This window comes from Roseicyclus marinus (genome assembly GCF_036322625.1).
Classification (GTDB): domain Bacteria; phylum Pseudomonadota; class Alphaproteobacteria; order Rhodobacterales; family Rhodobacteraceae; genus Roseicyclus; species Roseicyclus marinus_A.
Genome location: NZ_AP027266.1, coordinates 646953 through 673149, shown reverse-complemented (window position 1 = coordinate 673149; position 26197 = coordinate 646953). Strand labels below are relative to the sequence as shown.

Annotated in this window: 28 protein-coding genes and 2 tRNA genes; 14 read left to right on the top strand and 16 right to left on the bottom strand. The window is 66.3% G+C overall.

Annotated elements, in window-relative coordinates; all coding sequences use genetic code 11:
* Positions 1-91 precede the first annotated feature (91 nt).
* Positions 92-568 carry a GNAT family N-acetyltransferase gene (locus AABA51_RS03300; protein WP_338274379.1) on the bottom strand — a complete coding sequence of 159 codons (477 nt, stop codon included), beginning with the start codon at positions 566-568 and terminating at the stop codon, positions 92-94.
* A 79-nt stretch (positions 569-647) separates the two neighbouring features.
* On the opposite strand from AABA51_RS03300, the gene AABA51_RS03295 reads away from it, so the two are divergent.
* The 5 genes from AABA51_RS03295 (at position 648) to AABA51_RS03275 (ending at position 4475) form a co-directional block, all read left to right on the top strand.
* The gene (locus tag AABA51_RS03295; RefSeq protein WP_338274377.1) at positions 648-1253 is read left to right on the top strand and encodes a flavin reductase family protein; all 606 of its coding nucleotides are present in this window, start codon (positions 648-650) and stop codon (positions 1251-1253) included.
* Positions 1254-1381: 128 nt separating this feature from the next.
* Positions 1382-2251, top strand: coding sequence for an S-methyl-5'-thioadenosine phosphorylase (locus AABA51_RS03290; protein ID WP_338274374.1), 870 nt, complete (start codon positions 1382-1384; stop codon positions 2249-2251).
* A 7-nt stretch (positions 2252-2258) separates the two neighbouring features.
* Positions 2259-3152, top strand: coding sequence for an alpha/beta hydrolase family protein (locus AABA51_RS03285; RefSeq protein WP_338274372.1), 894 nt, complete (start codon positions 2259-2261; stop codon positions 3150-3152).
* An 88-nt stretch (positions 3153-3240) separates the two neighbouring features.
* Entirely contained in the window at positions 3241-3909 is a 669-nt protein-coding gene (locus AABA51_RS03280) for a DUF2927 domain-containing protein (protein WP_338274370.1), read from the top strand.
* A gap of 26 nt (positions 3910-3935) precedes the next feature.
* Positions 3936-4475: an adenine phosphoribosyltransferase gene (locus AABA51_RS03275; RefSeq protein ID WP_338274368.1), complete on the top strand. Its 540-nt coding sequence runs from the start codon at positions 3936-3938 to the stop codon at positions 4473-4475.
* Here the strand turns inward: AABA51_RS03275 and AABA51_RS03270 are convergent.
* Complete coding sequence (locus tag AABA51_RS03270) at positions 4460-5239, bottom strand: hypothetical protein (protein WP_338274367.1); 780 nt, start codon at positions 5237-5239, stop codon at positions 4460-4462. The two genes, AABA51_RS03275 and AABA51_RS03270, sit on opposite strands and share 16 nt — an antisense overlap.
* A 146-nt stretch (positions 5240-5385) precedes the next feature.
* Here AABA51_RS03270 and AABA51_RS03265 point away from each other — a divergent pair.
* Positions 5386-5471 (top strand) — tRNA-Leu (locus AABA51_RS03265).
* Between the two features lie 85 nt (positions 5472-5556).
* Here AABA51_RS03265 and AABA51_RS03260 read toward each other — a convergent pair.
* The 5 genes from AABA51_RS03260 to AABA51_RS03240 all read right to left on the bottom strand — a co-directional run bounded on the left by AABA51_RS03260 (position 5557) and on the right by AABA51_RS03240 (position 10445).
* Positions 5557-5880 (bottom strand): DUF6280 family protein, encoded by a 324-nt coding sequence (locus AABA51_RS03260; RefSeq protein ID WP_277824070.1) that lies wholly within the window; start codon positions 5878-5880, stop codon positions 5557-5559.
* Between the two features lie 256 nt (positions 5881-6136).
* Positions 6137-6994, bottom strand: coding sequence for a rhomboid family intramembrane serine protease (locus AABA51_RS03255; RefSeq protein ID WP_338274364.1), 858 nt, complete (start codon positions 6992-6994; stop codon positions 6137-6139).
* A gap of 63 nt (positions 6995-7057) precedes the next feature.
* Positions 7058-8161 (bottom strand): hypothetical protein, encoded by a 1104-nt coding sequence (locus AABA51_RS03250; protein WP_338274362.1) that lies wholly within the window; start codon positions 8159-8161, stop codon positions 7058-7060.
* Between the two features lie 172 nt (positions 8162-8333).
* Positions 8334-9719 (bottom strand): TolC family outer membrane protein, encoded by a 1386-nt coding sequence (locus tag AABA51_RS03245; protein ID WP_338274359.1) that lies wholly within the window; start codon positions 9717-9719, stop codon positions 8334-8336.
* Between the two features lie 72 nt (positions 9720-9791).
* Complete coding sequence (locus tag AABA51_RS03240) at positions 9792-10445, bottom strand: protein-L-isoaspartate O-methyltransferase family protein (RefSeq protein WP_338274357.1); 654 nt, start codon at positions 10443-10445, stop codon at positions 9792-9794.
* A gap of 155 nt (positions 10446-10600) precedes the next feature.
* Here AABA51_RS03240 and AABA51_RS03235 point away from each other — a divergent pair.
* Positions 10601-10674, top strand: a tRNA-Cys gene (locus AABA51_RS03235).
* Positions 10675-10678: 4 nt separating this feature from the next.
* Here the strand turns inward: AABA51_RS03235 and urtE are convergent.
* The 5 genes from urtE to urtA all read right to left on the bottom strand — a co-directional run bounded on the left by urtE (position 10679) and on the right by urtA (position 16565).
* Positions 10679-11380, bottom strand: coding sequence for an urea ABC transporter ATP-binding subunit UrtE (gene urtE, locus AABA51_RS03230; protein WP_338274355.1), 702 nt, complete (start codon positions 11378-11380; stop codon positions 10679-10681).
* Position 11381: 1 nt separating this feature from the next.
* Positions 11382-12122 (bottom strand): urea ABC transporter ATP-binding protein UrtD, encoded by a 741-nt coding sequence (gene urtD / locus AABA51_RS03225; protein WP_338274354.1) that lies wholly within the window; start codon positions 12120-12122, stop codon positions 11382-11384.
* A complete protein-coding gene (gene urtC / locus AABA51_RS03220; RefSeq protein WP_338274352.1) occupies positions 12119-13288 on the bottom strand; it encodes an urea ABC transporter permease subunit UrtC in 1170 nt (389 codons plus the stop codon). Before urtC ends, urtD begins: the two co-directional genes overlap by 4 nt.
* A 1-nt stretch (position 13289) precedes the next feature.
* Positions 13290-15257, bottom strand: a complete 1968-nt coding sequence (gene urtB / locus AABA51_RS03215; protein WP_338274350.1) for an urea ABC transporter permease subunit UrtB — start codon at positions 15255-15257, stop codon at positions 13290-13292.
* Between the two features lie 69 nt (positions 15258-15326).
* The gene (urtA, locus tag AABA51_RS03210; RefSeq protein ID WP_416916711.1) at positions 15327-16565 is read right to left on the bottom strand and encodes an urea ABC transporter substrate-binding protein; all 1239 of its coding nucleotides are present in this window, start codon (positions 16563-16565) and stop codon (positions 15327-15329) included.
* 159 nt (positions 16566-16724) lie between these two features.
* On the opposite strand from urtA, the gene AABA51_RS03205 reads away from it, so the two are divergent.
* Both AABA51_RS03205 and AABA51_RS03200 read left to right on the top strand, forming a co-directional pair.
* The gene (locus AABA51_RS03205; RefSeq protein ID WP_338274347.1) at positions 16725-16970 is read left to right on the top strand and encodes a helix-turn-helix domain-containing protein; all 246 of its coding nucleotides are present in this window, start codon (positions 16725-16727) and stop codon (positions 16968-16970) included.
* Between the two features lie 9 nt (positions 16971-16979).
* A complete protein-coding gene (locus tag AABA51_RS03200) occupies positions 16980-17600 on the top strand; it encodes a substrate-binding domain-containing protein (protein WP_338276415.1) in 621 nt (206 codons plus the stop codon).
* A gap of 105 nt (positions 17601-17705) precedes the next feature.
* On the opposite strand, the gene bhcR is transcribed toward AABA51_RS03200, so the two are convergent.
* Positions 17706-18554 carry an HTH-type transcriptional regulator BhcR gene (gene bhcR, locus AABA51_RS03195; protein ID WP_338274346.1) on the bottom strand — a complete coding sequence of 283 codons (849 nt, stop codon included), beginning with the start codon at positions 18552-18554 and terminating at the stop codon, positions 17706-17708.
* Between the two features lie 171 nt (positions 18555-18725).
* Between bhcR and bhcA the strand changes: the two genes are divergently transcribed.
* From bhcA to bhcD, 4 genes are all read left to right on the top strand, one after another.
* On the top strand, positions 18726-19916 hold the full coding sequence (gene bhcA / locus AABA51_RS03190; protein ID WP_338274344.1) for an L-aspartate--glyoxylate aminotransferase BhcA: 1191 nt from the start codon (positions 18726-18728) through the stop codon (positions 19914-19916).
* A gap of 10 nt (positions 19917-19926) precedes the next feature.
* Positions 19927-20892, top strand: a complete 966-nt coding sequence (gene bhcB, locus AABA51_RS03185; RefSeq protein WP_338274342.1) for a beta-hydroxyaspartate dehydratase BhcB — start codon at positions 19927-19929, stop codon at positions 20890-20892.
* A 157-nt stretch (positions 20893-21049) separates the two neighbouring features.
* Positions 21050-22213 carry a 3-hydroxy-D-aspartate aldolase BhcC gene (gene bhcC, locus AABA51_RS03180; RefSeq protein WP_338274340.1) on the top strand — a complete coding sequence of 388 codons (1164 nt, stop codon included), beginning with the start codon at positions 21050-21052 and terminating at the stop codon, positions 22211-22213.
* Positions 22214-22245: 32 nt separating this feature from the next.
* Complete coding sequence (gene bhcD, locus AABA51_RS03175; RefSeq protein WP_338276413.1) at positions 22246-23211, top strand: iminosuccinate reductase BhcD; 966 nt, start codon at positions 22246-22248, stop codon at positions 23209-23211.
* Positions 23212-23341: 130 nt separating this feature from the next.
* Here bhcD and AABA51_RS03170 read toward each other — a convergent pair whose 3' ends face one another.
* A complete protein-coding gene (locus tag AABA51_RS03170) occupies positions 23342-23791 on the bottom strand; it encodes a nucleoside deaminase (RefSeq protein ID WP_338274338.1) in 450 nt (149 codons plus the stop codon).
* A gap of 53 nt (positions 23792-23844) precedes the next feature.
* On the opposite strand from AABA51_RS03170, the gene AABA51_RS03165 reads away from it, so the two are divergent.
* On the top strand, positions 23845-24672 hold the full coding sequence (locus AABA51_RS03165; protein WP_338274336.1) for a pseudouridine synthase: 828 nt from the start codon (positions 23845-23847) through the stop codon (positions 24670-24672).
* On the opposite strand, the gene AABA51_RS03160 is transcribed toward AABA51_RS03165, so the two are convergent.
* Entirely contained in the window at positions 24632-25273 is a 642-nt protein-coding gene (locus AABA51_RS03160) for an inner membrane-spanning protein YciB (RefSeq protein ID WP_338274335.1), read from the bottom strand. The two genes, AABA51_RS03165 and AABA51_RS03160, sit on opposite strands and share 41 nt — an antisense overlap.
* Positions 25270-26172, bottom strand: a complete 903-nt coding sequence (locus AABA51_RS03155; RefSeq protein WP_338274332.1) for an EamA family transporter — start codon at positions 26170-26172, stop codon at positions 25270-25272. The genes AABA51_RS03160 and AABA51_RS03155 overlap by 4 nt, the downstream gene beginning before the upstream one ends.
* Between the last annotated feature and the right edge of the window lie 25 nt (positions 26173-26197).

Below are 26197 nucleotides of genomic sequence, written 5' to 3'. Positions count from 1 at the left end.
CGCCTGACGCGACAGGCGCGGCAAAACTGCAGTTTTGCCCGACGAAAAACTCGAGTTTTTCGACACGGAAAACGCGCGTTTTCCGCCCCCCTCACCGCGCCCAGCGCGTGACCTTGCCCGTGATACCTGCCCATTTGCCGACACCCAGAACCCGTTCGGGGTTCGTTGGTGGCGGCATCTCCACACCCTCGAGCTTCACAAAGCCGAAGCGCCGGTAATAGGGTTCATCGCCCACCAGCATGATGCGCGGCCAGCGGTCTTCCTCCGCCCGCTTCATCCCCTCGCGCATCAGCATGCCGCCCAGACCCTCGCCCTGCCGGGTCGGATGGACCGCCACGGGACCCAGCAACAGGGCCTCAGACCGGCCCACGCGCACCGGCCAGAACCGGATCGCGCCTGCAAGGATGCCATCGGGATCGCGCGCCACGAGGCAAAGCCGCGCCACCGGCGGCACCCCGTCGCGCAGGCGATAGGACGAAAGCGCCTCGCGCCCCGGCGCGAAACAGGTGTCGTAAAGCGCCTCCACCTCCCAACGGTCCGCCGATGTTTCCTGCTCCAGCCGATACATGCCCGCCGTGCCCTGCCTCTGGCCCTTGGCCTAGCATGCCGCTAGGTCTGGCACAAACCCGCGCAAGGAGACACCGTCCATGTTCTATCGCCCCGCCGATGGCCACGGCCTGCCCCACAACCCGTTCAACGCCATCGTGACGCCGCGCCCCATCGGCTGGATCTCGACCCGGGGCGCGGACGGATCGGACAATCTTGCGCCCTATTCCTTCTTCAATGCCGTGGCCTATGTGCCACCGCAGGTCATGTTCGCCTCGACCTCCGCCAAGGAGGATCGCGGCGACACCAAGGACAGCGTCGCCAATATCCGGGAAACGGGCGTCTTTTGCGTGAATATCGTGGAATACGCGATGCGGGACGCGATGAACCAGACTTCGGGGCCCTGGCCCAGGGAAACGGATGAATTCGCGCTCGCGGGCATCGACAGGGCCGACTGCGAAACCATCCAATGTTCGCGCGTGGCGGGCGCGCCCGCAGCGCTCGAATGTCGCCTGACCCGGATCGTGCAGCTGGAAGGTGCGGCCAATTTCGCCGTCTTCGGCGAGGTCATCGGCGTGCATATGCGCGACGATTGTTTGAAGGACGGGGAATTCGACGTGCTGTCCTTCAACCCGCTGACCCGCATGGGCTATAGGGATTATTCGGTCATCCGCGAGAAATTCAGCCTCAAGCGGCCCGGAGAGTGACGGCGCGCGGGATCACCGGCCTTTGGTCTGCATATTTTTGGAAAGATGAAGCAGGCAAGAGGGCTTGCGACACGTGCGGCGCGATGTTTGGCTGAGGCCCGGGGTGGCCGATACGAAAGGGCAAGAGGATGCAGACGATGATCGGGGTGATCGGCGGATCGGGGGTCTACCAGATCGACGGGCTCGAGGATGCGGAATGGGTCGAGGTGCAAAGCCCCTTCGGCGCGCCCTCGGATGCGGTGCTGACCGGGCGGCTCGGCGGCGTGCCCATGGCCTTTCTGCCCCGGCACGGGCGTGGGCATGTGCATAGCCCGACCTCCGTGCCCTACAGGGCCAATATCGATGCGCTGAAGCGTCTGGGCGTAACGGACGTGATTTCCGTTTCGGCCTGCGGCTCCTTCCGCGACGAGATGGCACCGGGCGATTTCGTGATCGTGGACCAGTTCATCGACCGCACCTTCGCGCGGGAAAAGTCGTTCTTCGGCCCCGGCCTTGTCGCCCATGTCTCGGTCGCCCATCCGACCTGTCCCCGGCTGGGTTCTGCCTGCGCGCAGGCGGCTCGTGCCGAAGGGATCACCGTGCATGAGGGCGGCACCTATCTGGCGATGGAGGGGCCGCAGTTCTCGAGCCTCGCCGAGTCGAAGCTCTACCGCGAGGTCTGGGGCTGCGACGTGATCGGCATGACCAACATGCCCGAGGCGAAACTCGCCCGCGAGGCGGAGCTTTGCTATGCCTCCGTCGCCATGATCACCGATTACGACAGCTGGCATCCCGATCACGGCAGCGTCGACATCAGCGACATCGTCCGTGTCCTGACCGGCAATGCCGACAAGGCGCGCGCGCTGGTGGCGCGTCTGCCCGGGCTCCTCGGGGGCGACCGCGCGCCCTGTCCGCATGGCTGCGACCGGGCGCTCGATCACGCGATCCTCACCGCGCCCGAAAAGCGCGATCCGGCCATGGTCGAAAAGCTGTCGGCGGTGGCGGGCCGGGTGTTGTGACACGGCGATGCTGAGCGCCGCGCGTCTGTGGCAGCTTCTGGGCCAGCCGGGCGGCGCGGCCCAGATGGCGCTGGGCGAGCCCGGCGCGGGCGTGGCGCTCGGGGCGCACAGGCTGCACCGTTTCAAGCTCGACATCGGCGGCGCGCAGGTCCCCGCCATCTACCTGTCTCCGCAGGGGCCGGGACCCTATCCCGCGATCCTTTACTGCCATGCCCATGGCAATCGCTACGAGATCGGGGCCGAGGAACTGGTCCTTGGCCGTCCGGCCCTGCAGGCGGCCTATGGGCCGGCGCTGGCGGATCTGGGCTTTGCCAGCCTTGCCATCGACCTGGTGCCCTTCGGCGGTCGGCAGGGCGAGGGGCCCGAAGCGGCGCTGGCCAAGGCAGCCCTTTGGCAGGGGCGGCCCCTGATGGGGCGGATGCTGGCCGAATTGCATGCGGCCTTTCACTGGCTTGCCGCCCGGGCGGAGGTGGACGCCACGCGGATCGCCACGCTCGGCCTGTCGATGGGCGGCACACATGCCTATTGGCTGGCAGCGCTCGAGCCGCGCATCGCGGCCTCTGTGCATCTATGCGTGCTGGCCGATATCGCGCCCCTGATTGCGAGTGGCGCGCATGATCTGCACGGCTCCTACATGACCGTGCCGGGGCTTCTGGCCGAGGGGGACATGGGCGATGTCGCGGCCCTGATCGCGCCCCGCCCGCAGTTCGTGGGGCTGGGCGGCACCGACCCGCTGACCCCAATGGCGGCACGGGACCCTGCGGTGGCGCGGCTTCGGAGCGCCTATGCACGGGCACAGGACGGTCTGCAGCTGCACCTGTCGCCCGATACGGGCCATGTCGAGACGCCCGCGATGCGGCGTGACACATTGGCCTTTCTGACGCGTCACCTGATCGGCTGACCCCTGCCCGCGATCTTCGCGCAACAGCGCGCGCGCGCCTTGGCGCGACCCGCTTGCGCGCAGGCCCCGCTTGCCGTCACTTGGCGGCATGCGTACCGGGCTTTTCCTTGCGACCAGCCTCGCCTTCGCCGCCACTGCGGTCGAGGGCCAGGAATTCGTGCCGGTTCCGGGCCTGATCTCGGATCAGGATTTCTACCGGCTCGTCGCCTGCGGAGCCGAGCCCGGTGGCCCTTGCACCAAGCCGATGATCCGCTGGCCCGAGGCGCGGCGGGGCGAGATGCGCGTGGGCATCGCCGCCGTCGCCCCGACCTTTCCCAGCTACAAGTTCGACCTGATCGACCGCGCCATCGATGAGGCCATCGCGCAGATCAACGCCTCGGGCGCGGATCTCTACCTGACCCGCGTCTACGAAGGCGATCTGGACGTGCCGCTCTTTCTGGTCGACACGCCGCAGGGCGGCACGATCACCGGCACCAGCCTGCCCGATCTCGACGGGGCGGATATGGCGATCGCCCGCGTCGCCCTGCGTTCGCGCGGCGAAGATATCGTGGCCGCCGCCATCGCCATCAGCCAGGACATCAACCGCCGCGAGATCGCCTCGGTCGTGCTCGAGGAACTTGTGCAGGCCATGGGCCTTCCGACCGATATCGACGGCACGGCCTATGACAGGTCGATCTTTGCCGAATACAGCAATTCCACCGTCTGGCTGCGCGGGCAGGATGCCGCCGCGCTCAGGCTCCATTATCCGCGCTTCTAGCCGCGCAGCACCAAGGACAATCCCGCATGACCGCCCACAAGAGTGTTCAGGATTACATCCGCACCATCCCCGATTTCCCGCATGAGGGGATCATGTTCCGCGATGTGACGACGCTCTTCCAGGATCCGCGCGGTTTCCGGCTGGCGGTCGATCAACTGCTCTCGCCCTATGTCGGCGCGCGAATCGACCGCGTCGCGGGGCTCGAGGCGCGGGGCTTCATCCTCGGCGGCGCGGTGGCGCATCAGTTGTCCAAAGGCTTCGTGCCGATCCGGAAAAAGGGCAAATTGCCCGCGCGCACCATCGAACAGGATTACGAACTGGAATACGGGCGCGCGACCGTGGAAATCCACGATGATGCGCTGGAACCGGGCGAAAAGGTCCTGATCGTCGACGATCTCCTGGCCACGGGCGGCACCGCCGAGGCGGGCATCCGCCTGGTCGAACGGCTGGGGGCCGAGGTCGTGGGATGCGCCTTTGTCATCGACCTGCCGGATCTGGGCGGGCGCAAGCGGCTCGAGGCGCTGGGCGTGCCCGTCCACGCGATCTGCGCCTACGAGGGGCTCTGAGCGCCCCCCAGACGGTCGAGGATCATGGCAAGCGTCACCTCCGGGCCGCCGATGACCTGCCCGTCCACGATGACGGAATAGACCGCATCGGGCCGCACGGCGCGGCTTCGTAGCGCACAGGCATCCCCAGGGCAGTCATGCCGCGCCGGGATACGCAGGGCCGACAAGCCGCTCAGCATCCGCCGCGCCCGGTCCGCCAAGGCGCGACATTCGCCGGTGGTCTGGATGACGACACCCGGCCCCAGCGCCTTGGCCCGCGCGTCCCAGTCTCGCGGCAGATGCGGCAGGGCCAAGGGCCCTTGCAAGATGCGCCCGATCAGCCGCACGCCGCCTGGCCCCTCGTCCAGCGTCAACCAGCCGCGCCCCGGCGCGACCTCGGGCGCGATCAGGCCCGGTCCCCGCCCGATCAGCGCCAGAACCGCCGCCAGCCCGTAATACCGCGCGAACCCCTCCACCACGGACCAGAGCCGTGCCGCGCCATCGCGCCCCACCAGGTCCGGCGCGATGCGCAAATCCTGCACCACCAGGGCGCGGTCCGCCCCTTCGATTGGACGCCAGGCAAGCTTGCCCGGCTGAAAGATCACGAGCCCCGTATCGGGTTGTTTCAGCAGCCGGATCTGCAGCCCTTCGGCAAATCGCGCCATCAGCCAGTCGCGGTCCATCGGGGCGTGACCGGCGGGCAGACCGGCATCGACCTGTGCAAAGGCGCTGCGCTCGAACGTCGGCGGGGAAACCGTTACCGTATCGCGTCCGTGGTGGGGCATGGTGCCTCTCCTGGCCATCGGGATCTGCGCGTCGGGTTCCAGACTGCCCCAACGACGGAACCTGCGCCTTGATCTGCCGCAAGGTCAGGCGAAAGCCCGCGACCCGATTGCCAAGCCCGCCCCAAGCCGGTAGCGATGCGCCCGATGCGGGCGTGATGGAATGGTAGACATATCGGACTTAAAATCCGTGGGCCTTCGTGCCGTGGGGGTTCAAGTCCCCCCGCCCGCACCATCACCAGAACACGGACCTTGCCCCAAAACCAAAAACGCGCCCGGATGGGGCGCGTTCTTGCAATCGAGAGGGATCACCCTGTCGCTCAGGCGGCTTCGGCCTCGGCGTCTGCCTGGTGGCGACGCTCGCTTTCCTCGCGGCTGAGCGCGACCGAGGTCCGCACACCCTGTGCCACGAACGCCATCAGACCCTTGACCACACGTTCATTGGGATCGATGCCGGCGCAGCTGAGAACTTCACGACCGTCGCGCGACCGCGCCCAGCGGGCGATCTGCTCGGGGCCGTTCCCATATTTCTTGTCATCCGCGATCGCATCATCGAGCGCGGCAAGAACCACGGCGGCAAAAAGCTTGCGCGCCCGTTGGCCTTGTTCGAAGTTGAAGGCAGTGCCATCAACGAAATCCCGCATTTCGTCGTCCTTTTTTGCTCTTGCGTTTCCGGCGTGGGGACCCTTCTGCCCGATCCTTGTGCGATTCTGTGATGCGAATATCACAAGCTTGATATGCGCTCACTGCATGGCTGTTGAACAATACGCACAGGTTTCAGTAGTTTGTCCGGCTCCAAGACGCCAGATATAGGCGCTGTCGCAATTTCATCAAGATTTTGTCAATATTTTGCCGCAAGCGACCGCACAAAGCCGCTTGCGCAGGCCGATTTTGGCGTTCTCAGTCCTGGCCGCCCGACCACGGCGTGCGCGGCCCCCGACGGCTCCCGCTGCGTGGAATGCGCCCAAGATCGGCCAGGGGCCTCGTTGCGCTGCGGTCCGTCTGGACACGGCGCACCCTCGGGATCGGGCTGCGGCGGCTGCGCTCCATCACATATTCCACTTCGTCATGCGGTGGCTTGCCGTGCCATTCGGCCCAGTAGCGCGGCCCCCCGCGCCGCAGCCAGGCCGGCAGCACCAGAAGCACACCGGCCACGAACCCGCCCGCATGCGCCCAATAGGCGACACCGCCTCCCGCCACATCCATCGACAACCCGTTCACAAGCTGCAGGCCGAACCATAGCCCCAGCATCAGCCAGGCAGGTATGGTAAAGACCCGGATCAGGATGACGATGATCACCAGCACGTCGATCCGCGCGCGCGGAAAGAACAGCAGATAGGCTCCCATCACCCCCGCAATCGCCCCCGAGGCCCCGACCATCGGCACGGTCGATCCCGGCCCCGCGATGATCTGCCCCGCCGCCGCAGCCACGCCCGACGCGAGGTAAAAGGCCAGAAAGGTCACATGGCCCAGCAGATCCTCGAGATTGTCGCCGAAGATATAAAGGAACAGCATGTTCCCGATCAGATGCATCCAGCCCCCGTGCAGGAACATCGAGGTCACGACCGTATGACCATCCTGCCCGCGCAGCACCTCGGCCGGCACCAGCGCCCATTCGGCGTAAAAGCCCATCAGCATCCGCTCGGACCCCGACATCGCCGGATAATAGCTCAGGAAGATCAGCACGTTCACGACGATCAGCCCCCAGGTCACAAAGGGGGTGCGGTTCGACGGGTTGTGATCGCGCAGGGGAAACATGCGCTCTACCTTGGGGCAGGGCCGACAGGGATCAAGGGCAGGCGCGCGGACAGCACGCCCACCTCACTCCAGCTCTTGCGCGGCAAGCGCCAGCCTGACTTCGCGGCGCACCATCTTGCGCACGTTGCGCGTGATGCGCTGACCAAGCACGCCCTGCAATTCCGCGCGCACCACGTCGGCCACGATCTGGCGCAGCGTCTCTTCGTCGAGGATGCCATCCTCGGTTTCGGGAAAGCTGAACGGCTGCGGATCGTCGCCCAGATCCTCCACATCCAGATCGTCATCCTCGTCCATGTCGCTATCGGCATCCGCACCCGTGACAGGCTCCGGGTCGCGCCGGATCGGGCGCGAGAACATCCGGGGCGGGGCCTTTGCCGCCACCTCTGTCTCGGCCACACCCTCGGCGTCAGCCATATTTTCGGCCTCCGCAACAGGGTTCGCCTCAGCCACGGCAGCGGCCTCCACCTCGCCCGGCACCGCCTCTGCCCCTTCGTCTTGGGGCGTGGTGGCATCAGGGGTGGCGCCATCGTCTGCGCTGTCTTCGGCTGGCATCGTTTCGGGCGTTTCAGCCACCCGCGCCGCGTCCGTCACCGCATCATCGTGCTGGGGGGCATCGCCCTCGCCCACCACGGCCATGCCCTCACGGCCTTGCTCGGGCACCTCGGGCTCCGCCCCGACATCCTGCACGGGGTGTCCCCGCACAAGCGCCAGATCGCGCAGCGTGCGCGTGGCGCCTGCGTCCGGCCAATTCGTATCGCCCGTCTCCGCTTCGAAGGCAGGCTGGTCCTGCCCGTCATCCTCCGCCTCGCCCGACAAGGCGGCAACGGCCCCGATCGCGTCCGCAGGCCCCGGCGGAACCGCCACGGACCGTTCGGCCAAGGCCTCTTCGACGGCTTCCTGCCCGCTGCTCTCGATCTCGCCCCAATCCGACAGACGGTCCTCAAGACCCCATGCGGGATCTGCAGCACCCGTAACGGGGGCGGTGGCATCGGGGGCAGTGGCCGCATCGGGCACCGGGGCCCAGGGATCATCCGGCTCCACGACGCGCTGCGCAGGGGTCAGCACCAGCCGGCTTGGCGCGACGCTTGCCTGACCTTCCGACACAAGACGCCGGATCGACGACAGCACGTCCTCGATCTCATTGGCGGATTTCGCAGGTTCCGACATGACCGCTCACTCCTCGACCGGCATGGTGGCGTGCCGCACCAGCACGTTCCTGCCGGACAGCACATCCACGCACCACGTCCCCTCGTCTGGGGGGCTTGGGTGAACCATAGCCGCAACGCTGCGGTCACACAACGGATTGCTGGACCCCGCGCTCAGCGCAAGAAGACGCCGGTCAGTCGCGGCCGATGGCCTGCAGGAGCGCGTCCAACCGGTCGCCCTGCGGCGAGGCGATGCGGGGACGACCACCGGGGAAAGCCGCCGGATAGGCATCCACGTCATATTGCGGCACCGGCAATTCCAGATGCGTGACCGTCAACAGGCCCGCCGCCGCCAGAATGCCATAGGACGCCGAATACAGATCCGATTGCGCCTCGATCCGACCGATGCGGGCCTCCAGCAGATCCTGTTCCGCATCCAGCACATCAAGGGTCGTCCGCGCGCCCAGGGCGGCTTCCTCGCGCACGCCCTCAAAGGCCAGCTGGGCCGCCCGGATCCGCTGATCCGATGCCTGGATCTGCGCCGTCGCGATCCGCAGGCGCGCATAGGCATTGCCGACAGTCTGAAGGTTCACGAGAACCTGCTGGTTCAACCCATAGCGCACGGCCTCCACCTGCGCGAGCGCCTGACGCTCCAGCGCCGGCAGACGCCCCCCGCGATAAAGCGGCTGGGTCAGCGTCAAGCCGATGCTGGCGCTTTCGCCTTCCTGACGCACGGTGGGGGCGCGGACCGTTTCGCCAGCCGACAGATCGATCGAGATCTGGGGACGCGTCGCGCCGCGCGCTTCCTCGACCCCGAATTCAGCCGCCGTCACCTCGAACTGGCGGGCCTGCACCGCCGGGTGCACCTGCCGCGCCAAATCCTGCGCCGCCGCTTCCGAGGCGGGCAGGCGCGGCAATCCGCCGGGATCGGGCAAACCGTTGGGATAGCGCCCAACGGCGATGTTGAACAATTCCCGCGCGATCTCGAGCGTGCCTTGCGCTGCGGCCAGCGCCGAGCGCGCGGTCGCCAGTTGCGATTCGGCCTGCGCCACGTCGGTGCGCGTATCCTCGCCCACCTCGAACCGGTCGCGGGCCGCGCGCAACTGCTCGCTCAGAACCCGCACGTTGCGCTCGCGCACATCCACGATCTGCGTGGCTTCCCAAACTTCCAGATAGGCCGTCACGGCATCGAGCAGCACCTGCTGCTCCAGCGACACAAGCTGCTGACGCGCCGCGTTCACGGCCGCTTCGGCAGACCGGCGCGCGGCAATCCGCGACCCGCCCTGGTAGATCGAGATCTCGCCCAGCAACCGAAAGGTCGTCGTGGTGGTGTTGTTCACCAGGTCGCGCGAGGTGGAGGCGACGAAATCCGCCGTCGGCAACAGTGCCGCATAGGCCAGGTTCACGCTCTCGTCCTGCACGCGCAACAGGTAGCGGTTCTGCTCCAGCAACTGGGAATTGGTATAGGCATCCGCCATGACCTGCCGCAGGCTTTCGGCCGCGGACACGCCCGGCAGGACCAGCGCCAGTGCCGTCGCAGCCAGGGCAACACGCCCGATCCTCGCAAACCTGCCGATCATTGCCTCAATCCTTTTTGTCGCCATGTAGAACCGGTACGCGACCCGCCTGTGGGTCAATAGGTACACAACGCCTCAGAACACGAAGCTGGGTGTCTCGGCAAAGCCCGACAGCACGGGTGCCGTTGCATTGAATTCCATGCGCCACGTGACAAGTCCATGGGTTTTCACACCCAAGCGCACTTCTCCCAGCTGCCCTTGCAGGAATACCGCAATGATCCGGCCACCCTCTTTCACCTGGTCGAGCAAGACTTGCGGAATCTGCTCTACACCCGCGAAAATGGCAATGGCGTCATACGGCCCGTTGCGGCGCGATCCCTCGGCCAGCGGACCGGTCAGAACGGCGGCATTGTCCACGCCTTGCGCCAGCAGCGCGGCCTCGGCATCGCGGGCCAGCGCCTCGTCTTCCTCGACCGCCACGACCGCATCGGCCATCCGCGCCAGGAGCGCCGTGGTATAGCCTGTGCCCGGCCCGATCTCGAGCACCAGGTCGCGCGGCGTGATTTCAAGCGCGCTCAGCATCTTGGCGATCGTGCGCGGCTCCATCAGCTGGCGGCCAGCGCTCAGGGCAACGGGTCCGCCGACATAGGCAAGATCGCGCGCCGCAGGCGGCACGAAAACCTCGCGCGGGACCGCCAACATGGCGTCAATCACGGTGAAACTGGTCACGTCCGACGGACGCACCTGTGTATCGACCATCGTGCGGCGGCGTTCTGCAAAGTCGGCCATGGGAACTGAACCATTCCGTATAGTTATCCTGCAAGAAAGCTCTTGGCACATCCCGCCCTGACGCGCAACGCCAGCGTGGGCGGCTGCGACGATGCCCCCTATCGCGGCTTGCACCGGACCCGTCCTTGGGGTAGGTCACACGCCACACCCTCGGCGGCGAGTTGGCGGAGAGGTTACGCAGCGGATTGCAAATCCGTGTAGACCGGTTCGATTCCGGTACTCGCCTCCACCCTTCACCCCTTCAGACTGAACGCCGCCTGAACCGCCTCGCGCGTCGTGTCGGCCTTGGCCGCCGAAAACACCGTCGCACCCCGGCTCAGCACGTGGAACCGATCCGCCAGCCCATAGGCGAAATCGAAATATTGCTCGACCAGAACGATGGCCATCTCGCCCTCGGCGCGCAGCTGTTCGATCACCCGTCCGATCAGCTGGATGATATTGGGCTGGATGCCCTCGGTCGGCTCGTCCATCAGCAAGAGCCTGGGCCGCGTCACCAGCGCCCGACCGATGGCCAGCTGCTGCTGCTGCCCCCCCGACAGATCGCCACCGCGCCGGTTCTGCATCTCCTTCAGGACCGGGAACATCTCGTAGATCCGCTCGGGCACCACCCGCTCCGCCTTCGGCAGGCAGGCAAGCCCCGTTTCCAGGTTCTCGCGCACCGTCAGCAACGGAAAGATCATCCGCCCCTGCGGCACATATCCCACCCCCATCTGCGCCAGCCTGTGCGCGGGCAGTTTCGGCAGCGCCTGCCCGTTCAGGATCACCTCGCCGCCCGACCGCGCATGCGTCCCCGCAATCGCCTTCATCAGCGATGTCTTGCCCACCCCGTTCGTGCCCATGACGCAGGTCACCTGCCCCTTGGGGGCGGTCAGCGACACGCCGTTCAGGATCTGGCTGCCGCCGTAGTGAAGCGTCAGATCTCGCGTTTCCAGCATCTCAGCGCCCCAGGTAAACTTCGATGACCCGTTCATCGGCCATCACGTGATCAAGCGAGCCTTCGGCCAGAACCGATCCCTCGTGCAGCACCGTCACCCGGCATTCGAGCCGTCGCACGAATTCCATGTCATGTTCGACCACGACGACCGCATGGCTTTGCGCCAACCGCTTGAGCAACGCGGTCGTATGTTCCCGCTCCTCGGTCGTCATGCCCGCTGCCGGCTCATCCACCAGCAACAGCTTGGGGTCCTGCGCCAAAAGCATCCCGATCTCGAGCCATTGCTTCTGCCCATGGCTCAGGATGCCCGCAGGCCGCTCCAGATGCTCGGACAGGCCGATCTCGGCCGCGATCTCGTCGATCCGCGCGCGATCGGCCTCGCTCACCCGGTCGAACAAGGCCGCGATCGGCCCGCGCGGTTTTTTCAGCGATACCCGCAGATTGTCCCAGACGCTCTGGTCTTCGAACACGGTGGGCCGCTGGAACTTGCGCCCAACCCCCACCTGCGCGATCTGCGCCTCCGACATCGCCAGAAGCGACCGGCCCGTCTCCCCCCAGCGCACGCTGCCCGTATCGGGCCGCGTCTTGCCCGTCACGATATCCATGAAGGTCGTCTTGCCCGCACCATTGGGCCCGATCACCGCCCGCATCTCGGGGCAGCCGATGACGAAGCTCAGGTTGTTGATCGCGCGGAACCCGTCGAAGCTGACGGAAATCCCCTGCACCTCCAGAAGCGAGTTCATGCGCGGTCCTTCCTGACGATGTAATCGACCAGCCCGCCCAGCCCCTTGGGCGCAAACAGCGTGACCAGCACGAAGCCCAGACCGAGCAGGACCGGCCACCAATCGACCCAAGCGATGACATAGACGCCCAGATCGATGTCGGGGGCCCGCCCGCCGGTGAAATAGGTCGACAAGAGCGACACTGCCGCAGCCCCGATCACCGCCCCGTAAAGCCGCCCCCTGCCCCCGATGGCGACCCAGACCGCCAGGTAGATGGAGGCGATGGGCGCGATCTCGTCAGGGTTCACGATCCCCGCCTGCGGATAATAAAGCGCCCCCGCGATGCCGCAGATCACCCCCGTCAGGGTGAAGACAAAGAGCTTGTAGCCCTCGACCCGGTAGCCCAGGAACCTGACCCGCTGCTCGTCGTCGCGGATGCCCCGGATGATGTTGCCGAACTTGCCCGACACCAGCCAGACCGCCCCGACATAGGCCAGCCCCAGCGCGGCGGCCGAGGCCCAGAAGAACCAGATCGAGATCCGGTCCTGCCCCACCGCGTCCAGACCGGGGATGTTCTGCAACCCCGACAGGCCGTTGTTGCCGCGCAACCCCGTGTCGTTCTGGAACAGGTAAAGCGACAGGGCGAGCGTCATCGCCTGCGTCAGGATCGACAGGTAGACCCCCGTCACCCGGCTACGAAACGCCAGCCAGCCAAAGACCAGCGCCAGCGCCCCCGGCACCAGCACGACCAGCAAAAGCGTCAGGAACAGGTTGTCAGCCGCCGCCCACATCCAGGGCCAATCGCTCGCCCCCACCACCGAAAAGATCTGCGCCGCCGTCGCCTCGCTCACCTCCGCCTCGGTCGGCGGGATCACCGCGCCCGCAAGGCTGGCGCGCACCACATCCTCGGTCCGGGCCGTCATCAGCCACATGCCGATCACATAGCCCCCCAGCCCGAAAAAGGCGAAATGCCCAAGGCTCAGGATGCCGCAATAGCCCCAGACCAGGTCCATCGCCAAAGCCGCAAGGCACAGGCACAGCGTCATCCCCAGAACCTTGGTGAAACTGACCGACAGCGCGCCGGTGCCATAGGCTTCCGACATCACCGTCACGCCCAGCGCCAACAGCGTCAGCACCCCGATGAAGATCGGCACCGACGGGTTGCGGGCAAAGATCGAGCGTTCCATCTCAATCCCCCGCCGCACGACCGCGCAGCGCGATGATGCCGCGCGGACGGAACTGGATGAACAGGATCACGAAGAGGATCATGTAGGTCTGCGCGGCCAGCGTGTTCGTGGGGTTCAGCCATTCGATGAATTTCTGCAAACCCCCGATCATCCCCGCCCCGATCAGCGTGCCGAAGATATTGCCGACACCGCCCACCACGACCGTCATGAAGCTCTGCACGATGTAGTTGGACCCAAGGTCCGGCACGACCTGCGCGAAGAGCCCGATGGCCACACCGGCGATCCCCGCGATCCCCGACCCAAGGCCGAATGTCAGCATGTTGATCCGGTCCGGGTTGATCCCCATCGAGGCCGCCATGGCCGGGTTCTGCGTGACCGCCCGCACCTCCAGCCCCAGCCGCGTGCGGTTCAGCACCAGCCAGAGCAGCACGAAAAACACCACGCCGAGCAGGAAAATCGCGATCCGGATCGACGAGATCGACACCACGTCATTGATCGCGACCGACCCCGCCAGCCAATCGGGCGGCGTCAGCGGGCGGGCCTGCGTGCCAAAGATCTGGCGCACGATCTGTTGCAGCGCGATGGAAATCCCGAATGTCGCCAGCAGCGTCTCGAGCGGTCGGTGATACAGCCACCGGATCACCAGCCGCTCCATCGCCACCCCGCCCGCGAATGTCACCGCAAAGGCAAGCGGGATCGCGATGGCAATCGACAGCGTGTAATCGGGCACGATGGTCTGCACCACGTAGCCGGTATAGGCCCCGATCATGATGAATTCGCCATGGGCCATGTTGATGACCCCCATCACGCCGAAAGTGATGGCAAGCCCGATGGCCGCAAGAAAATAGATCGAGGCAAGCGACAACCCGTCCAGCGACAGGTCGAGCGCGCGATAGGCGCCCACCCGCATCTCGATCCCCTCCAGCGTGGCGCGCGCCGCATCCGTCACCGCCACGGACGGTTCCCGGTAGACCTCGTAAAACACATGCGCCGCCAGCGCCGCCGCCACCTCCGCCTCCGTGGGCGCGGGCTGGGCCAGTCCTTGGGCCACCAGCGCCGCATAGGCCCGGTCGCGCGCCTCTTCCGTATCGAGCTGCGCCACCGGCACGCCCCCGACCCGCCCCTCGACCACCTGCGCAGCGAGGATGTCGCGCTCTTCGGCGCGGCTGACGAGCGGCGGGGCCAGGCCGTCGGCCACCAGCATCGCATAAGCCGCCGCCGCCTCGATATCGCGCCCCGGCTCCAGCACGCGGGCCAGGTTCACCCCCTCGGGCAGCGCCACGCCCACCCCGCTCGTCACGGCCAAAAGCGGGTTCAGCGTGGCGCGCGCGGCAAGGCTCACGTTGCCCGCAAGGCTTTCGATGGCCGCCACCCGGTCGGCATCGTCATCGTCAAAGGCGATGACAAGCTTGGGCAACAGCACCTCGGCCACTTGGGCAACCTCGGGGTCGCTCTCGACCTCCAAAAGCGCGCGCAACAGCGCCAGATGCCCCTCCTCGGGGGCGTCGTCGATGGCCGCCAGCGCCGCCAACCGTTCCGCCGGATCGTCGGACGCCAACTGGAACGCCACGAGTGCCGAGTCGATGACCGTCTGCACACCCCTGTTGGGCCGCAACTGCGCCACCTCGCGGCTTGTCGCCGTCCCGATCTCCGCCCCCGTGACGATATCGACCAGGACCAGCGGGTCGCCATCGGGATCGGCCACATAGACGAACAGCCCGTCCGATTGCCTCTGGTAGACCTCGCGCGCCGCCCAGCGCGTCAGAAAGCCCGGAACCTCCGGCAGCTCGCTTGCGATCAACCTGTCCAGCACCTGTTGCACCGTCTGCCGCGAGGCATTGGCCACCAGATCGGCCTCGACCTGCAACAAGGCCTGCAGCCCCGCGCCCGCCTCTTGCGCCATGGCGCGCGGGCCATGACCCAGCGCCAGTAACGCCACGGCCAGCACCGCGAAAAAACGTCGTATCATTCTGCAACTGCTCGGAAAAAAGGGGTGCGGGCGGCCCAGGGATCAGGGCCACCCGCCGCAAGCATCGGCTCAGTAATTCGACTGGATCTGCACGCAGGTGTTGGTCTGGGTGTTGTACATCCCGCAGCCCAGGCCCGGCCAATCGCTTTCCAGCACCGCCGATTCCGGCAGGAAATCGGTCCAGGCGTCACCCGGCACGGGATCCGTCTGGCTGATGATGTCGAACTGTCCGTCCGCCCGGATTTCCCCGATCAGAACCGGCTTGGTCAGGTGATGGTTGGGCAGCATTTCCGCGATGCCACCGGTCAGGTTCGGCACCTGGATGCCGTACATCGCCTCGCGCACCGCATCCACATCCGTGGTGCCCGCCGCCTCGACCGCCTGCACCCACATGTTGAAGCCGATGTAATGGGCTTCCATCGGGTCGTTCGTCGGACGGGCCTCATCGCCGATATAGGCGTGCCACGCTTCGATGAAGGCTTCGTTCTCGGGCGTATCGGCGCTCATGAAATAGTTCCATGCCGCCAGATGGCCCGCCAGCGGCGCGGTGTCGAACCCGGCCAGTTCCTCTTCGCCGACCGAAAAGGCCACGACCGGGATATCGTCGGCAGACACGCCCTGCGCCGCCAGTTCCGCGTAAAAGCCCACATTCGCATCGCCGTTGATGGTCGAGATCACGCCGACCTGCTGGCCGCCCGCGCCCAGCGCCACGACATCGGCCACGATCGACGACCAATCCGACTGACCGAAGGGCGTGTAGTTGACGAAGATGTTTTCCTGCGGAATGCCCGCATCGAGCAGGTATTGCTCCAGGATGCGGTTCGTCGTGCGCGGATAGACGTAATCGGTGCCGAGCAGGGCAAAGACCTCGACCCCCAGCTCGTTCAGGTAGTAATCCACCGCCGGGATCGCCTGCTGGTTCGGCGCGGCCCCGGTGTAGAACACGTTGCGGCTCGATTCCTCGCCCTCGTATTGCACCGGGTAGAACATCAGCCCGTTCAGTTCCTCCAGAACCGGTAGCACCGATTTGCGGCTCACGCTGGTCCATGCGCCAAAGATCACGTCGACCTCGTTCACGGTCAGCAATTCGCGCGCGCGCTCGGCAAAGAGCGGCCAATCCGAGGCCGGGTCCACGACCACCGGCACGATCTCCTGCCCCAGCAAGCCACCGGCGGCATTTTGCTGTTCGATCAGCATCAGCATGACATCGCGCAGCGTGGTTTCCGAGATTGCCATCGTCCCGGTCAGCGAATGGAGGATGCCGACTCGGATTTCCGCGCTTGCAGCATGGGCGCAAGCAACCGACATCGCACTGGCAAGAAGGAGTTTTTTCATAATTGGGTCCCAGGTTCACAAGCAGTCACTTCGCTGCCGCAGCAAAGTGAACGCGGATTGACCCTGTGTTGTCTGCCGTTAATTTGACGGCAGAGTGGTGCAATTTCTGCACCACCATCGGGACCTGCGCCAATGCGCCACCTCAAGATCTACCGCGCGATCCGCCTGATCCAGCGCACCGGCTCCATCCGAAAGGCGGCCGAGAACCTCGCGATCTCGCCCTCCGCCCTCAACCGTTCCGTCCAGAGCTTCGAAGAGGAATTGGGCCTGCCCGTCTTCGACCGCGTGCCGGGGGGCGTGCGGCTGACCATGGCGGGCGAATTGCTGCTCAATCTGCTGGACCGCCACCTCGTGGCCTTCGACGACCTGCGCGCCTAGCTTGGCCACCTGCGCGAGGGCGTCAGCGGCACGCTCGACATCTGCCTCGGCTCCGACATCGGCGCGGGCCTTGTCCTGCAAGCGCTGCGCGCCTTCGAGGATGCCTTCCCCGGCGTCTCCGTCACGCTCGTCACCGATGACACCACCCTGCCCCTCCATCGGCGCGAGGCAGATCTCGCGATCCTCACCAATCCCGAAACCGATGACGCGGTCGAGGTGGTCCACGCCATCCGCGTGCCCGTCACCGCCCATTGCGCCCGCCACGATCCCCATGCGCCGACGACGCTCTGGGACATGGTGGACCAGCGCCTGCTCCTGCCGCCTGCGCCCACCGGCACGCGCTCGGCCCTCAGCCACGCCTTGCGCCGCCACCGGCTCGACCCCGGCACGACCACGACACTTGTCGCGGCACAGGTCGCGGACCTTCTGTCGCAACCGGGCCGGATCGCCGTCTTTCCCGAAACCGTCTTTCTGGGCGATGCGCCCGAAACCCGGCGCTTGCCCATGGTGCTTGGCGATGTGCAGCTCTGCGTCCTGCGCCCGGCCCGCGTGCCGATGATCCGCCCGGCCCAGGCCTTTCTCACGATCCTGCAACGCAGCCTCGACAGCGCGCTGCCCCAGACCGCCTGACCCAGAGCATGTCGCGCAAAAGTGGGAACCGGTTTTGCGCTCCCCGGACATGCGAAATCAAAAGGTCAGAGTGCGGCGCTTGAATGCGAATGAACGCGCCGCACTCTAACCCCGCGCCCCGGCGCCCAGCGCCGCCGACAGGTCCGCCGCCGCCCGCGCCACCGCCTCGGCCAACTTTGGCGTCTCGCGCACAGAAACCCGGCTCACCGGCCCCGATACCGACAGCCCCGCCACCGCCTCCCCGTTCCAGTCGAAAACGGCGGCCGCGATGCAGCGCATCCCCTCGTTCTTCTCCTCGTCGTCGATCGCATAGCCCCGCGCCCGCGTCTCCTGCAGATCGGCGCGCAGATCGCCCGGATCGGTCAATGTCCGCGCCGTGAACCGGTCCAGGGGCGCGGTCGCGATGTAGCGCGAAAGCCGGTCATCGCTCATCTGCGCCAAAAGCGCCTTGCCGATGCCCGAGGCATGCATGGGCGACAGCGTGCCCGGCGGAAAGAAAGCCCGGATCGAGGCATGGCTTTCCACCTGGCTCACGAACAGCACATGCGCCTCCCGCGCGATGCCAAGGTTCGCGGTCTCTCCCGTCGCCTCCATCAGCTTGCGCAGGATCGGCCGTGCCCGGTCCACCACCGATGTGCGCCGCAAATAGCGCGCCCCGATCAGGAAGGCGCGCGGCCCGATATGCCACAGCTGCGCGCCTGCCTCGAATTCCACGAGGCCCCGCGCCTCCAGCGTGGTCAGGATGCGATAGGTCGTGGCAGGCGACTGGTCGGTTTCGGCGGCCAGCTCCGACAATGTCGCACCGGGCATGGCCGACAGATGCTCGAAAACCGCCATGGCCCGATCCAGCGATTTGATCGTGTTCTGGTCGGTCTTGTCCTCCCAGGCCTTGGGGCGCCCCCGGGCGCGCTGGCCCCCGGAACGGGCGGAATCGGCGGCTTGATCGTCACGCATTTGACCCTCGCTGCGGTGCAGTGAAAAACTCTTTCACCATGTGAAAAATTATAAGTCACTGAAAAATATTGCAATACCCCTACGCTACCATTTTTGAAAAACCTTTTCAAAAAAATTGTGCGCAGGGCCCGCGCGCTCTACCTTAGCCACAAGAGATGAGGAGAGACCCAGATGAGCCTGCAAAACCCGGTCTTCATTCCCGGCCCGACCAACATGCCCGAAAGCCTGCGCCGGGCCTGCGACATGCCGACGATCGACCACCGCTCCGACCTGTTCAAGGACATCCTCCACCCCGCCCGCAACGGGGTGAAGCGCGTGATCCGCTCCAGCGTCGCCGAGGTGTTCCTCTTCCCCTCCACCGGCACCGGCGGTTGGGAAACGGCCATTACCAACACGCTCAACCCCGGCGATACGGTCCTTGCCGCGCGCAACGGCATGTTCTCCCAGAAATGGATCGACATGTGCCAGCGCCATGGACTGATCGTGGAGATCGTCGAAACCCCCTGGGGCGAAGGCATCCCCACCGCGCGGTTCGAGGAGATCCTCACCGCCGACACGTCGCACAAGATCAAGGCCGTTCTCGCCACCCATAACGAGACCGCGACCGGCGTCCGCTCCGATATCGCGGGCGTGCGCCGCGCCATGGATGCGGCCAAACACCCCGCGCTTCTCTTCGTCGACGGCGTCAGCTCCATCGGCTCCATGCCCTTCGAATTCGACGGCTGGAAGATCGACGTGGCCGTCACCGGCAGCCAAAAGGGCTTCATGCTGCCCGCGGGCCTCGGCATCGCGGCCTTCTCGCCCAAGGCGATGGCTGCCGTCGAAACCGGCGGCCTGCCCCGCACCTATTTCGACATCCGCGACATGGTGAAGGGCTACGCCGTCAACGGCTATCCCTACACGCCTGCCGTGGGCCTCCTGCACGGGCTCAAGGTCGCCTCCGACATGCTGATGGACGAAGGTCTCGACAATGTCTTCGCCCGCCACACCCGCATCGCCTCGGGCGTGCGCGCCGCCGTCGCCGCCTGGGGGATGGAGCTCTGTGCCGCCCGCCCCGATCTCTATTCCGACACGGTCAGCGCGATCCGCACCCCCGAAGGCTTCGACGCGGGCCGCATCGTCACCCATGCCAGCCGCCGCTACGGCATGGCCTTCGGTGCGGGCCTGGGCCAGGTCGCGGGCAAGGTCTTCCGCATCGGCCACCTGGGCAGCCTGACGGACGCGATGATGCTCTCGGGCCTCGCCACGGTCGAAATGGCCATGGCCGATCTGGGTCTCGACATCCGCCTCGGCTCGGGCGTCGCCGCCGCGCAAGAGATCTACCGCACCACCGCCGCGCCCGTGGCGCTGGCCGCCGAATGAGGGGAAGACCATGAAAGACGCGATCGAGAGCCATATCCCGACCTATGACGACGTGCTGGCCGCCCATGAGCGGATCAAGCCCTACATCCACCGCACGCCCGTCCTGACCTCGCAATTCATGAACGAACTGACCGGCGCGGACCTGTTCTTCAAATGCGAGAACTTCCAGAAAGCCGGCGCCTTCAAGGTGCGCGGCGCCTCCAATGCCGTCTTCGGCCTGTCCGAGGAGATGGCGGCCAAGGGTGTTGCGACGCACAGCTCGGGCAACCACGCGCTGTCACTCTCCTATGCCGCAGGGCGTCGCGGCATCCCCTGCCACGTGGTCATGCCCCGCACCGCCCCCGAGGCGAAAAAGGCCGCCGTGCGCGGCTATGGCGGCACGATCACCGAATGCGAACCCTCGACCACCTCGCGCGAAGCCGTCTTTGCCGAGGTGCACGCCCGCACCGGGGCCGATTTCGTCCATCCCTACAACGACCCCCGCGTCATCGCGGGACAGGCCACCTGCTCGCGCGAGCTGATGGAACAGGTCGAAGGCCTCGATGCCGTGATCGCCCCCATCGGCGGCGGCGGCATGGTCTCGGGCTGCTGCCTGACGCTGTCCAACATCGCGCCGCATGTGGAAATCTACGCCGCCGAACCCGAACAGGCCGATGACGCCTACCGCTCGTTCAAGGCGGGCCACATCATCGCCGATGACGCGCCCAACACCATCGCCGACGGGCTCAAGGTGCCGCTCAAGGAAAACACCTGGCATTTCGTCTCGCAGCACGTCACCGATATCCTGACCGCCAGCGAGCAGGAAATCATCGACGCCATGCGCCTGACCTGGGAACGGATGAAGATCGTGATGGAACCCAGCTGCGCCGTGCCGCTGGCCACGATCATCAAGAACCCCGAGGTCTTCCGCGGCAAGCGCGTCGGCGTGATCATCACCGGCGGCAATGTCGACCTGGGCAAGCTGCCCTGGATGTAAGGCAAATGGTGGGCAGAACATGGTGGGCAGGATTGCCCACCCTACGCCCGCATCAAAACCCCCGCAGGGTGGGTGAAACCCACCTCACACGACCCGAAATCCGAATCCCGTAGGGTGGGTGAAACCCACCATCCCGCACCAAAAAATGGAACGCACCATGAAAGACCATATCGATATCGAAACCCTCGAAGTCGGCTACGACATCCCCGCCCTGCCCGGCATGCCCGAGGCCGAAATCCAGACGCCCTGCCTGATCCTCGACCTCGACGCGCTCGAGCGGAACATCAAGAAGATGGGCGATTACGCCAAGGCCCACGGGATGCGCCACCGGGTGCATGGCAAGATGCACAAATCCGTCGACGTGGCGAAACTCCAGGTGGAACTCGGCGGCGCCTGCGGCGTCTGCTGCCAGAAGGTGTCCGAGGCCGAGGTTTTCGCCCGCGGCGGCATCAAGGATGTGCTCGTCTCCAACCAGGTCCGCGAACCCGCCAAGATCGACCGCCTGGCCCGCATGCCGAAACTCGGCGCGCGCACCATCTGCTGCGTCGATGACGTGGCCAATGTCGCCGATCTGTCGGCCGCTGCCGTCAAGCACGGCACCCAGATCGAATGCCTCGTCGAAATCGACTGCGGCGCGGGCCGCTGCGGCGTGACCACCACGCCCGCCGTCGTCGAGATCGCCAAGGCCATCGACGCCGCACCGGGCCTGAAATTCGCGGGCCTCCAGGCCTACCAGGGCGCGATGCAGCACATGGACAGCTACGAAGACCGCAAGGCCAAGATCGCGGTCGCGGTCGCCATGGTGAAAGACGCCGTGGACACGCTCAAAGCCGAGGGGCTCGAGTGCGACATCGTCGGCGGCGGCGGCACCGGCTCCTATTATTTCGAAAGCACCTCGGGCGTCTACAACGAGCTCCAGTGCGGCTCCTACGCCTTCATGGATGCCGATTACGGCCGCATCCTCGATCAAAACGGCAAGCGCATCGACCAGGGCGAATGGGAAAACGCGCTCTTCATCCTGACGAGCGTCATGTCCCACGCCAAGGCCGACAAGGCCATCGTCGATGCTGGCCTCAAGGCGCAATCGGTCGACAGCGGCCTGCCGGTCATCTTCGGCCGCACCGACGTGCAATACGTCAAATGCTCCGATGAACACGGCGTCGTGGCCGACCCCGAGGGCGTGCTGAAAGTGAACGACAAGCTGCGCCTCGTGCCCGGCCATTGCGATCCCACCTGCAACGTCCACGACTGGTATGTCGGCGTGCGCGGCGGCAAGGTCGAGGTCGTCTGGCCCGTCTCCGCACGCGGCAAGGCGTATTGAGCATGGATGGCGGCAAGACCCCCGCCCATGAACTGGCAATCGTCCCGGAAGGGATGATTGCCGATCTCCTGACGCGGCAAGCTTCCTTCGACGCGGTGGAAAAGGTCTTCGCCGCCATGGCCTCGGGCGATGCGGTGAATTTCCCCGTGGTGCGCGAGGCGCTGGGCCACGAGGATGCACTTTACGGCTTCAAGGGCGGCTTCGATGCGGCGGGCGGTGTGCTCGGCCTCAAGGCGGGGGGCTACTGGCCCCACAACCTCGAACGGCGCGGGCTGATCAATCACCAATCGACGGTCTTCCTCTTCGATCCCGACAGCGGTCGGGTCAAGGCGATGGTGGGTGGCAATCTCCTGACCGCGCTCAGGACGGCGGCCGCCTCCTCCGTCTCGATCAAGCACCTGGCCCGGAAAGACGCGAAGGTGCTGGGCATGGTCGGCGCGGGCCACCAGGCGAAATTCCAGCTCCGCGCAGCCCTTGAAACCCATGCTTTCGACGAGGTCATCGGCTGGAACTACCACCCCGAGATGCTGCCGGGCCTCGCCGCCGTGGCCGAGGAAATGGGCCTGCCCTTCCGCGCCGTCGACCTGCCGGGCCTGAGGGCCGCGGATGTGATCATCACCATCACCTCCAGCTTCGCCCCCTCGCTTCTGGCCGACCATGTCTCGCCCGGCACGCACCTGGCCTGCATGGGCACGGACACCAAGGGCAAGCAGGAGGTGGAGGCCGCCCTTCTGGCCCGCGCCTCCGTCTTCTGTGACGAGGTCGCCCAGAGCGTCACCATCGGCGAGGCACAACACGCCGTCGCCTCGGGCCTGATCGATGCCGACAGCGTCACCCCCATCGGCGCGGTGATCAACGGCACCCACAAGGGCCGCCAAAGCGCCGACGAGATCACGCTCTTCGACGGCACCGGCGTCGGTCTTCAGGATCTGGCCGTGGCCGATGCCATCGTGACAACCGCGCTGGCCCGGGGCATGGCGACGGTCGTCCCCATCTGATCCCTTCCGCCGGTGGCACCTTCGGGAGCCTCCGGCGGGAGTTTTTCGGCCAAGATGAAGACGGACCCTCGCGCTTCATCTTGGCGAAAAAACTCCGGGGGAGTCCGAAGGACGGGGGCAGAGCCCCCAGCTACCGCCGCGCCGCGAAGAAGTCCTTCAGGAGTGCCGCCGCCTCCGCCTCCCCGATCCCGCTATAGATCTCCGGCGCCCAATGCGCCTGCGGATGGTCGAAGACGCGCGGCCCCTGCGCCACGCCGCCCGATTTCGGGTCGGAGGCGGCGTAATAAAGCCGCGACAGCCGCGCCGCCGCGATGGCGCCCGCGCAGGCCGGGCAGGGTTCGAGGCTCACCCAGAGATCGCAACCTGTCAGCCGCTCCGATCCCAGCACGCGGCAGGCCTCCCTTATCGCCAGCATCTCGGCATGGGCGGTCGGATCGACCAATTCCCGCATCCGGTTGCGCGCCCGCGCGATCACGACGCCCTCGCGCACCACGACAGCACCCACCGGCACCTCGCCCGCCAGGGCCGCCGCCCGCGCCTCTGCCAGCGCCGCATCCATGAATGAGGTGAAACCGTCCATGCCCCCGTGATCCCGCCTTTCGCTTTGCCTGTCAAACCGCTATGCGGGCGGACATGTCAGACCCCGAACGCATCGCCAAACGTCTCAGCCGCGCCGGCATCGCCTCCCGTCGCGAGGCGGAGCGCATGATCGCCGAGGGCCGCGTCACCGTGAACGGCAAGATCATCGACAGCCCCGCGCTCAATGTCACCGAACGCGACCAGATCACCGTCGACGGCAAACCCGTGGCCGAGGCCGAGCGCCCGCGCCTGTGGCTCTATCACAAGCCCACGGGCCTCGTGACCACGGCCAAGGATGAAAAGGGCCGCGAGACGGTCTTCGACAAGCTCCCCGACGGCATGCCGCGCGTGATGAGCGTGGGCCGGCTCGACCTCAATTCCGAGGGGCTGCTTCTCCTCACCAATGACGGCGGCCTGAAGCGCAAGCTGGAACTGCCCGCGACCGGCTGGCTGCGGAAATACCGGGTGCGGGTCAAGGGCACGCCCACCGATGCCATGCTGGCACCCCTGCGGCAGGGCCTCGTGATCGAAGGCGAGCGGTTCCAGGGGATGGAGGCCACGCTCGACCGCCAGCAGGGGGCCAATGCCTGGCTCACCATCGGGCTGCGCGAAGGCAAGAACCGCGAGATCCGCCGCGCCATGGCCGAGATCGGGCTGGAGGTGAACCGGCTGATCCGCATCTCCTACGGGCCTTTCCGGCTCGGCACGCTGAAACCGGGCGAGGTGGAAGAGATCAAGCCGCGCGTCCTGCGCGATCAGCTGGGGCTCGAGGCCGCCGTCGAAGGCCATGCGGTCGCCAAGGACAAGCCCAAGCGACCGCCAATCCGCAAGAAGACGCCGCTCAAGCCGCAGGACCGCCCGTCCCGTCCCCCCCGGCGCTGAGGCTTTCGCGCTCGAGGAGTTTCGCCTGCGCCATGAAGGCCGCGAACAGGAACGCGGGCAGGCCAAAGGTTTCGAAGGTCACCCAGAATTCCGTCGATTGCGTGCGCCAGACGACTTCGTTGGCCACCGCCATCACCGCAAAGGCCAGCGCGATCCGCCGCGACAGGATCAGCCAGCCGCGATCCGTCATCGGCAGCATCTCCCCCATCAAGACCTTGAGCCAGCCCTGCCCGCGCAAAAGCCCGATGCCGAGCGTCACGGCGAAAAAGCCGTAAACAAGCGTCGTCTTCATCTTGAAGAACCGCTCGTCATTGAGCCAGACGGTCAGCCCGCCGAAGACCACCACCATCACGGCGGTGAAAACCTGCAAGCGGCTGATCTTGCCCGTCAGCTTCCACAGAACGGCCATGGACAACAGGAGCAGCGGCACGAACCCCGCCGTGACCAGGATGAACCCGTCATAGTCGCGGCCCCCGATCGTCCAGCTTGCATCCTGGAACCGCATATAGGCGAGGAAGAACAGGATCGGCGGTCCCAGCTCCAGCGCCTGCCGCAGCCATGGGTTGACGGGTTTTTCGACCTGCATCGGCGATCCTTTCATCGACCCACCTGAACTATCACCGCGCCTGCCGCGATCAACCCCATCAGCGCCAACCGCCGCGGCCCCACCCTTTCGCCCAGCACCAGCCAGCCGATCAGCGCGGCGAATACGGTCGAGGTTTCGCGCAACACCGCAGCCTGCCCCACCTGGTCCAGCCGCGTGGCCAGCATGATCGACCCGAAACTGGCAAAGGCGACAAGGCCTCCGAAAAGGCCGCGGAGCGCCAGCGGGCCCAGGGGCGGCTTCTCGGCCAGACCGCGCCAGAACCTGAGCGCGAGGAACGGGAACAACAGCCCGTCGATGAAGAAAAACCATGCCAAAAAGGTAAAGGGATCTTCCGTCGCCCGGATCGCATAGGCGTCATAGGTCGTGTAAAGCGCGACGAAAAGGCCCGTCAGAACCGCGAACCACAAGGCCGGCACCAGCGTCTCGCGGTCGAGCGTCACATGGATCATGTTGTAGGCCGCAAGCCCGTAAAGCCCCGCCAAAAGCACCGCCACACCCAGCCATTGCAGGGGCGTGAAGACCTCTCCGAACACCAGCCATGCGCCGAGGATGGCAAACAGCGGCCCCGTGCCCCGCATCACCGGGTAGACCACCGTATAGGCCCCGCGCCGGTAGCTCGCCAGCGTCGCCCATTTGTAGAAGGCATGGATGACGAAAGCGCCCGCAAAGATCGGCCACATATGCGGCTCGGGCCATGGCACGACGAAAAAGGCAAAGGGCGCGGCCATCAGCCCGTAACAGGCATCGATCGCGCCCCGCGCCAGAAGCGGATCATGCCGCCCCTTTTGCAGCGCGCCGAAAATCGCGTGCAGCACCGCCGCCAGCAGCGCCAGCAGCGTGGCCCAGCCGCCCGCCGCCGCCGTCCCCTCGATCGAGGCGATCCACGCGCTCATGTCGTTTCACTCACAGGGGCTGTGG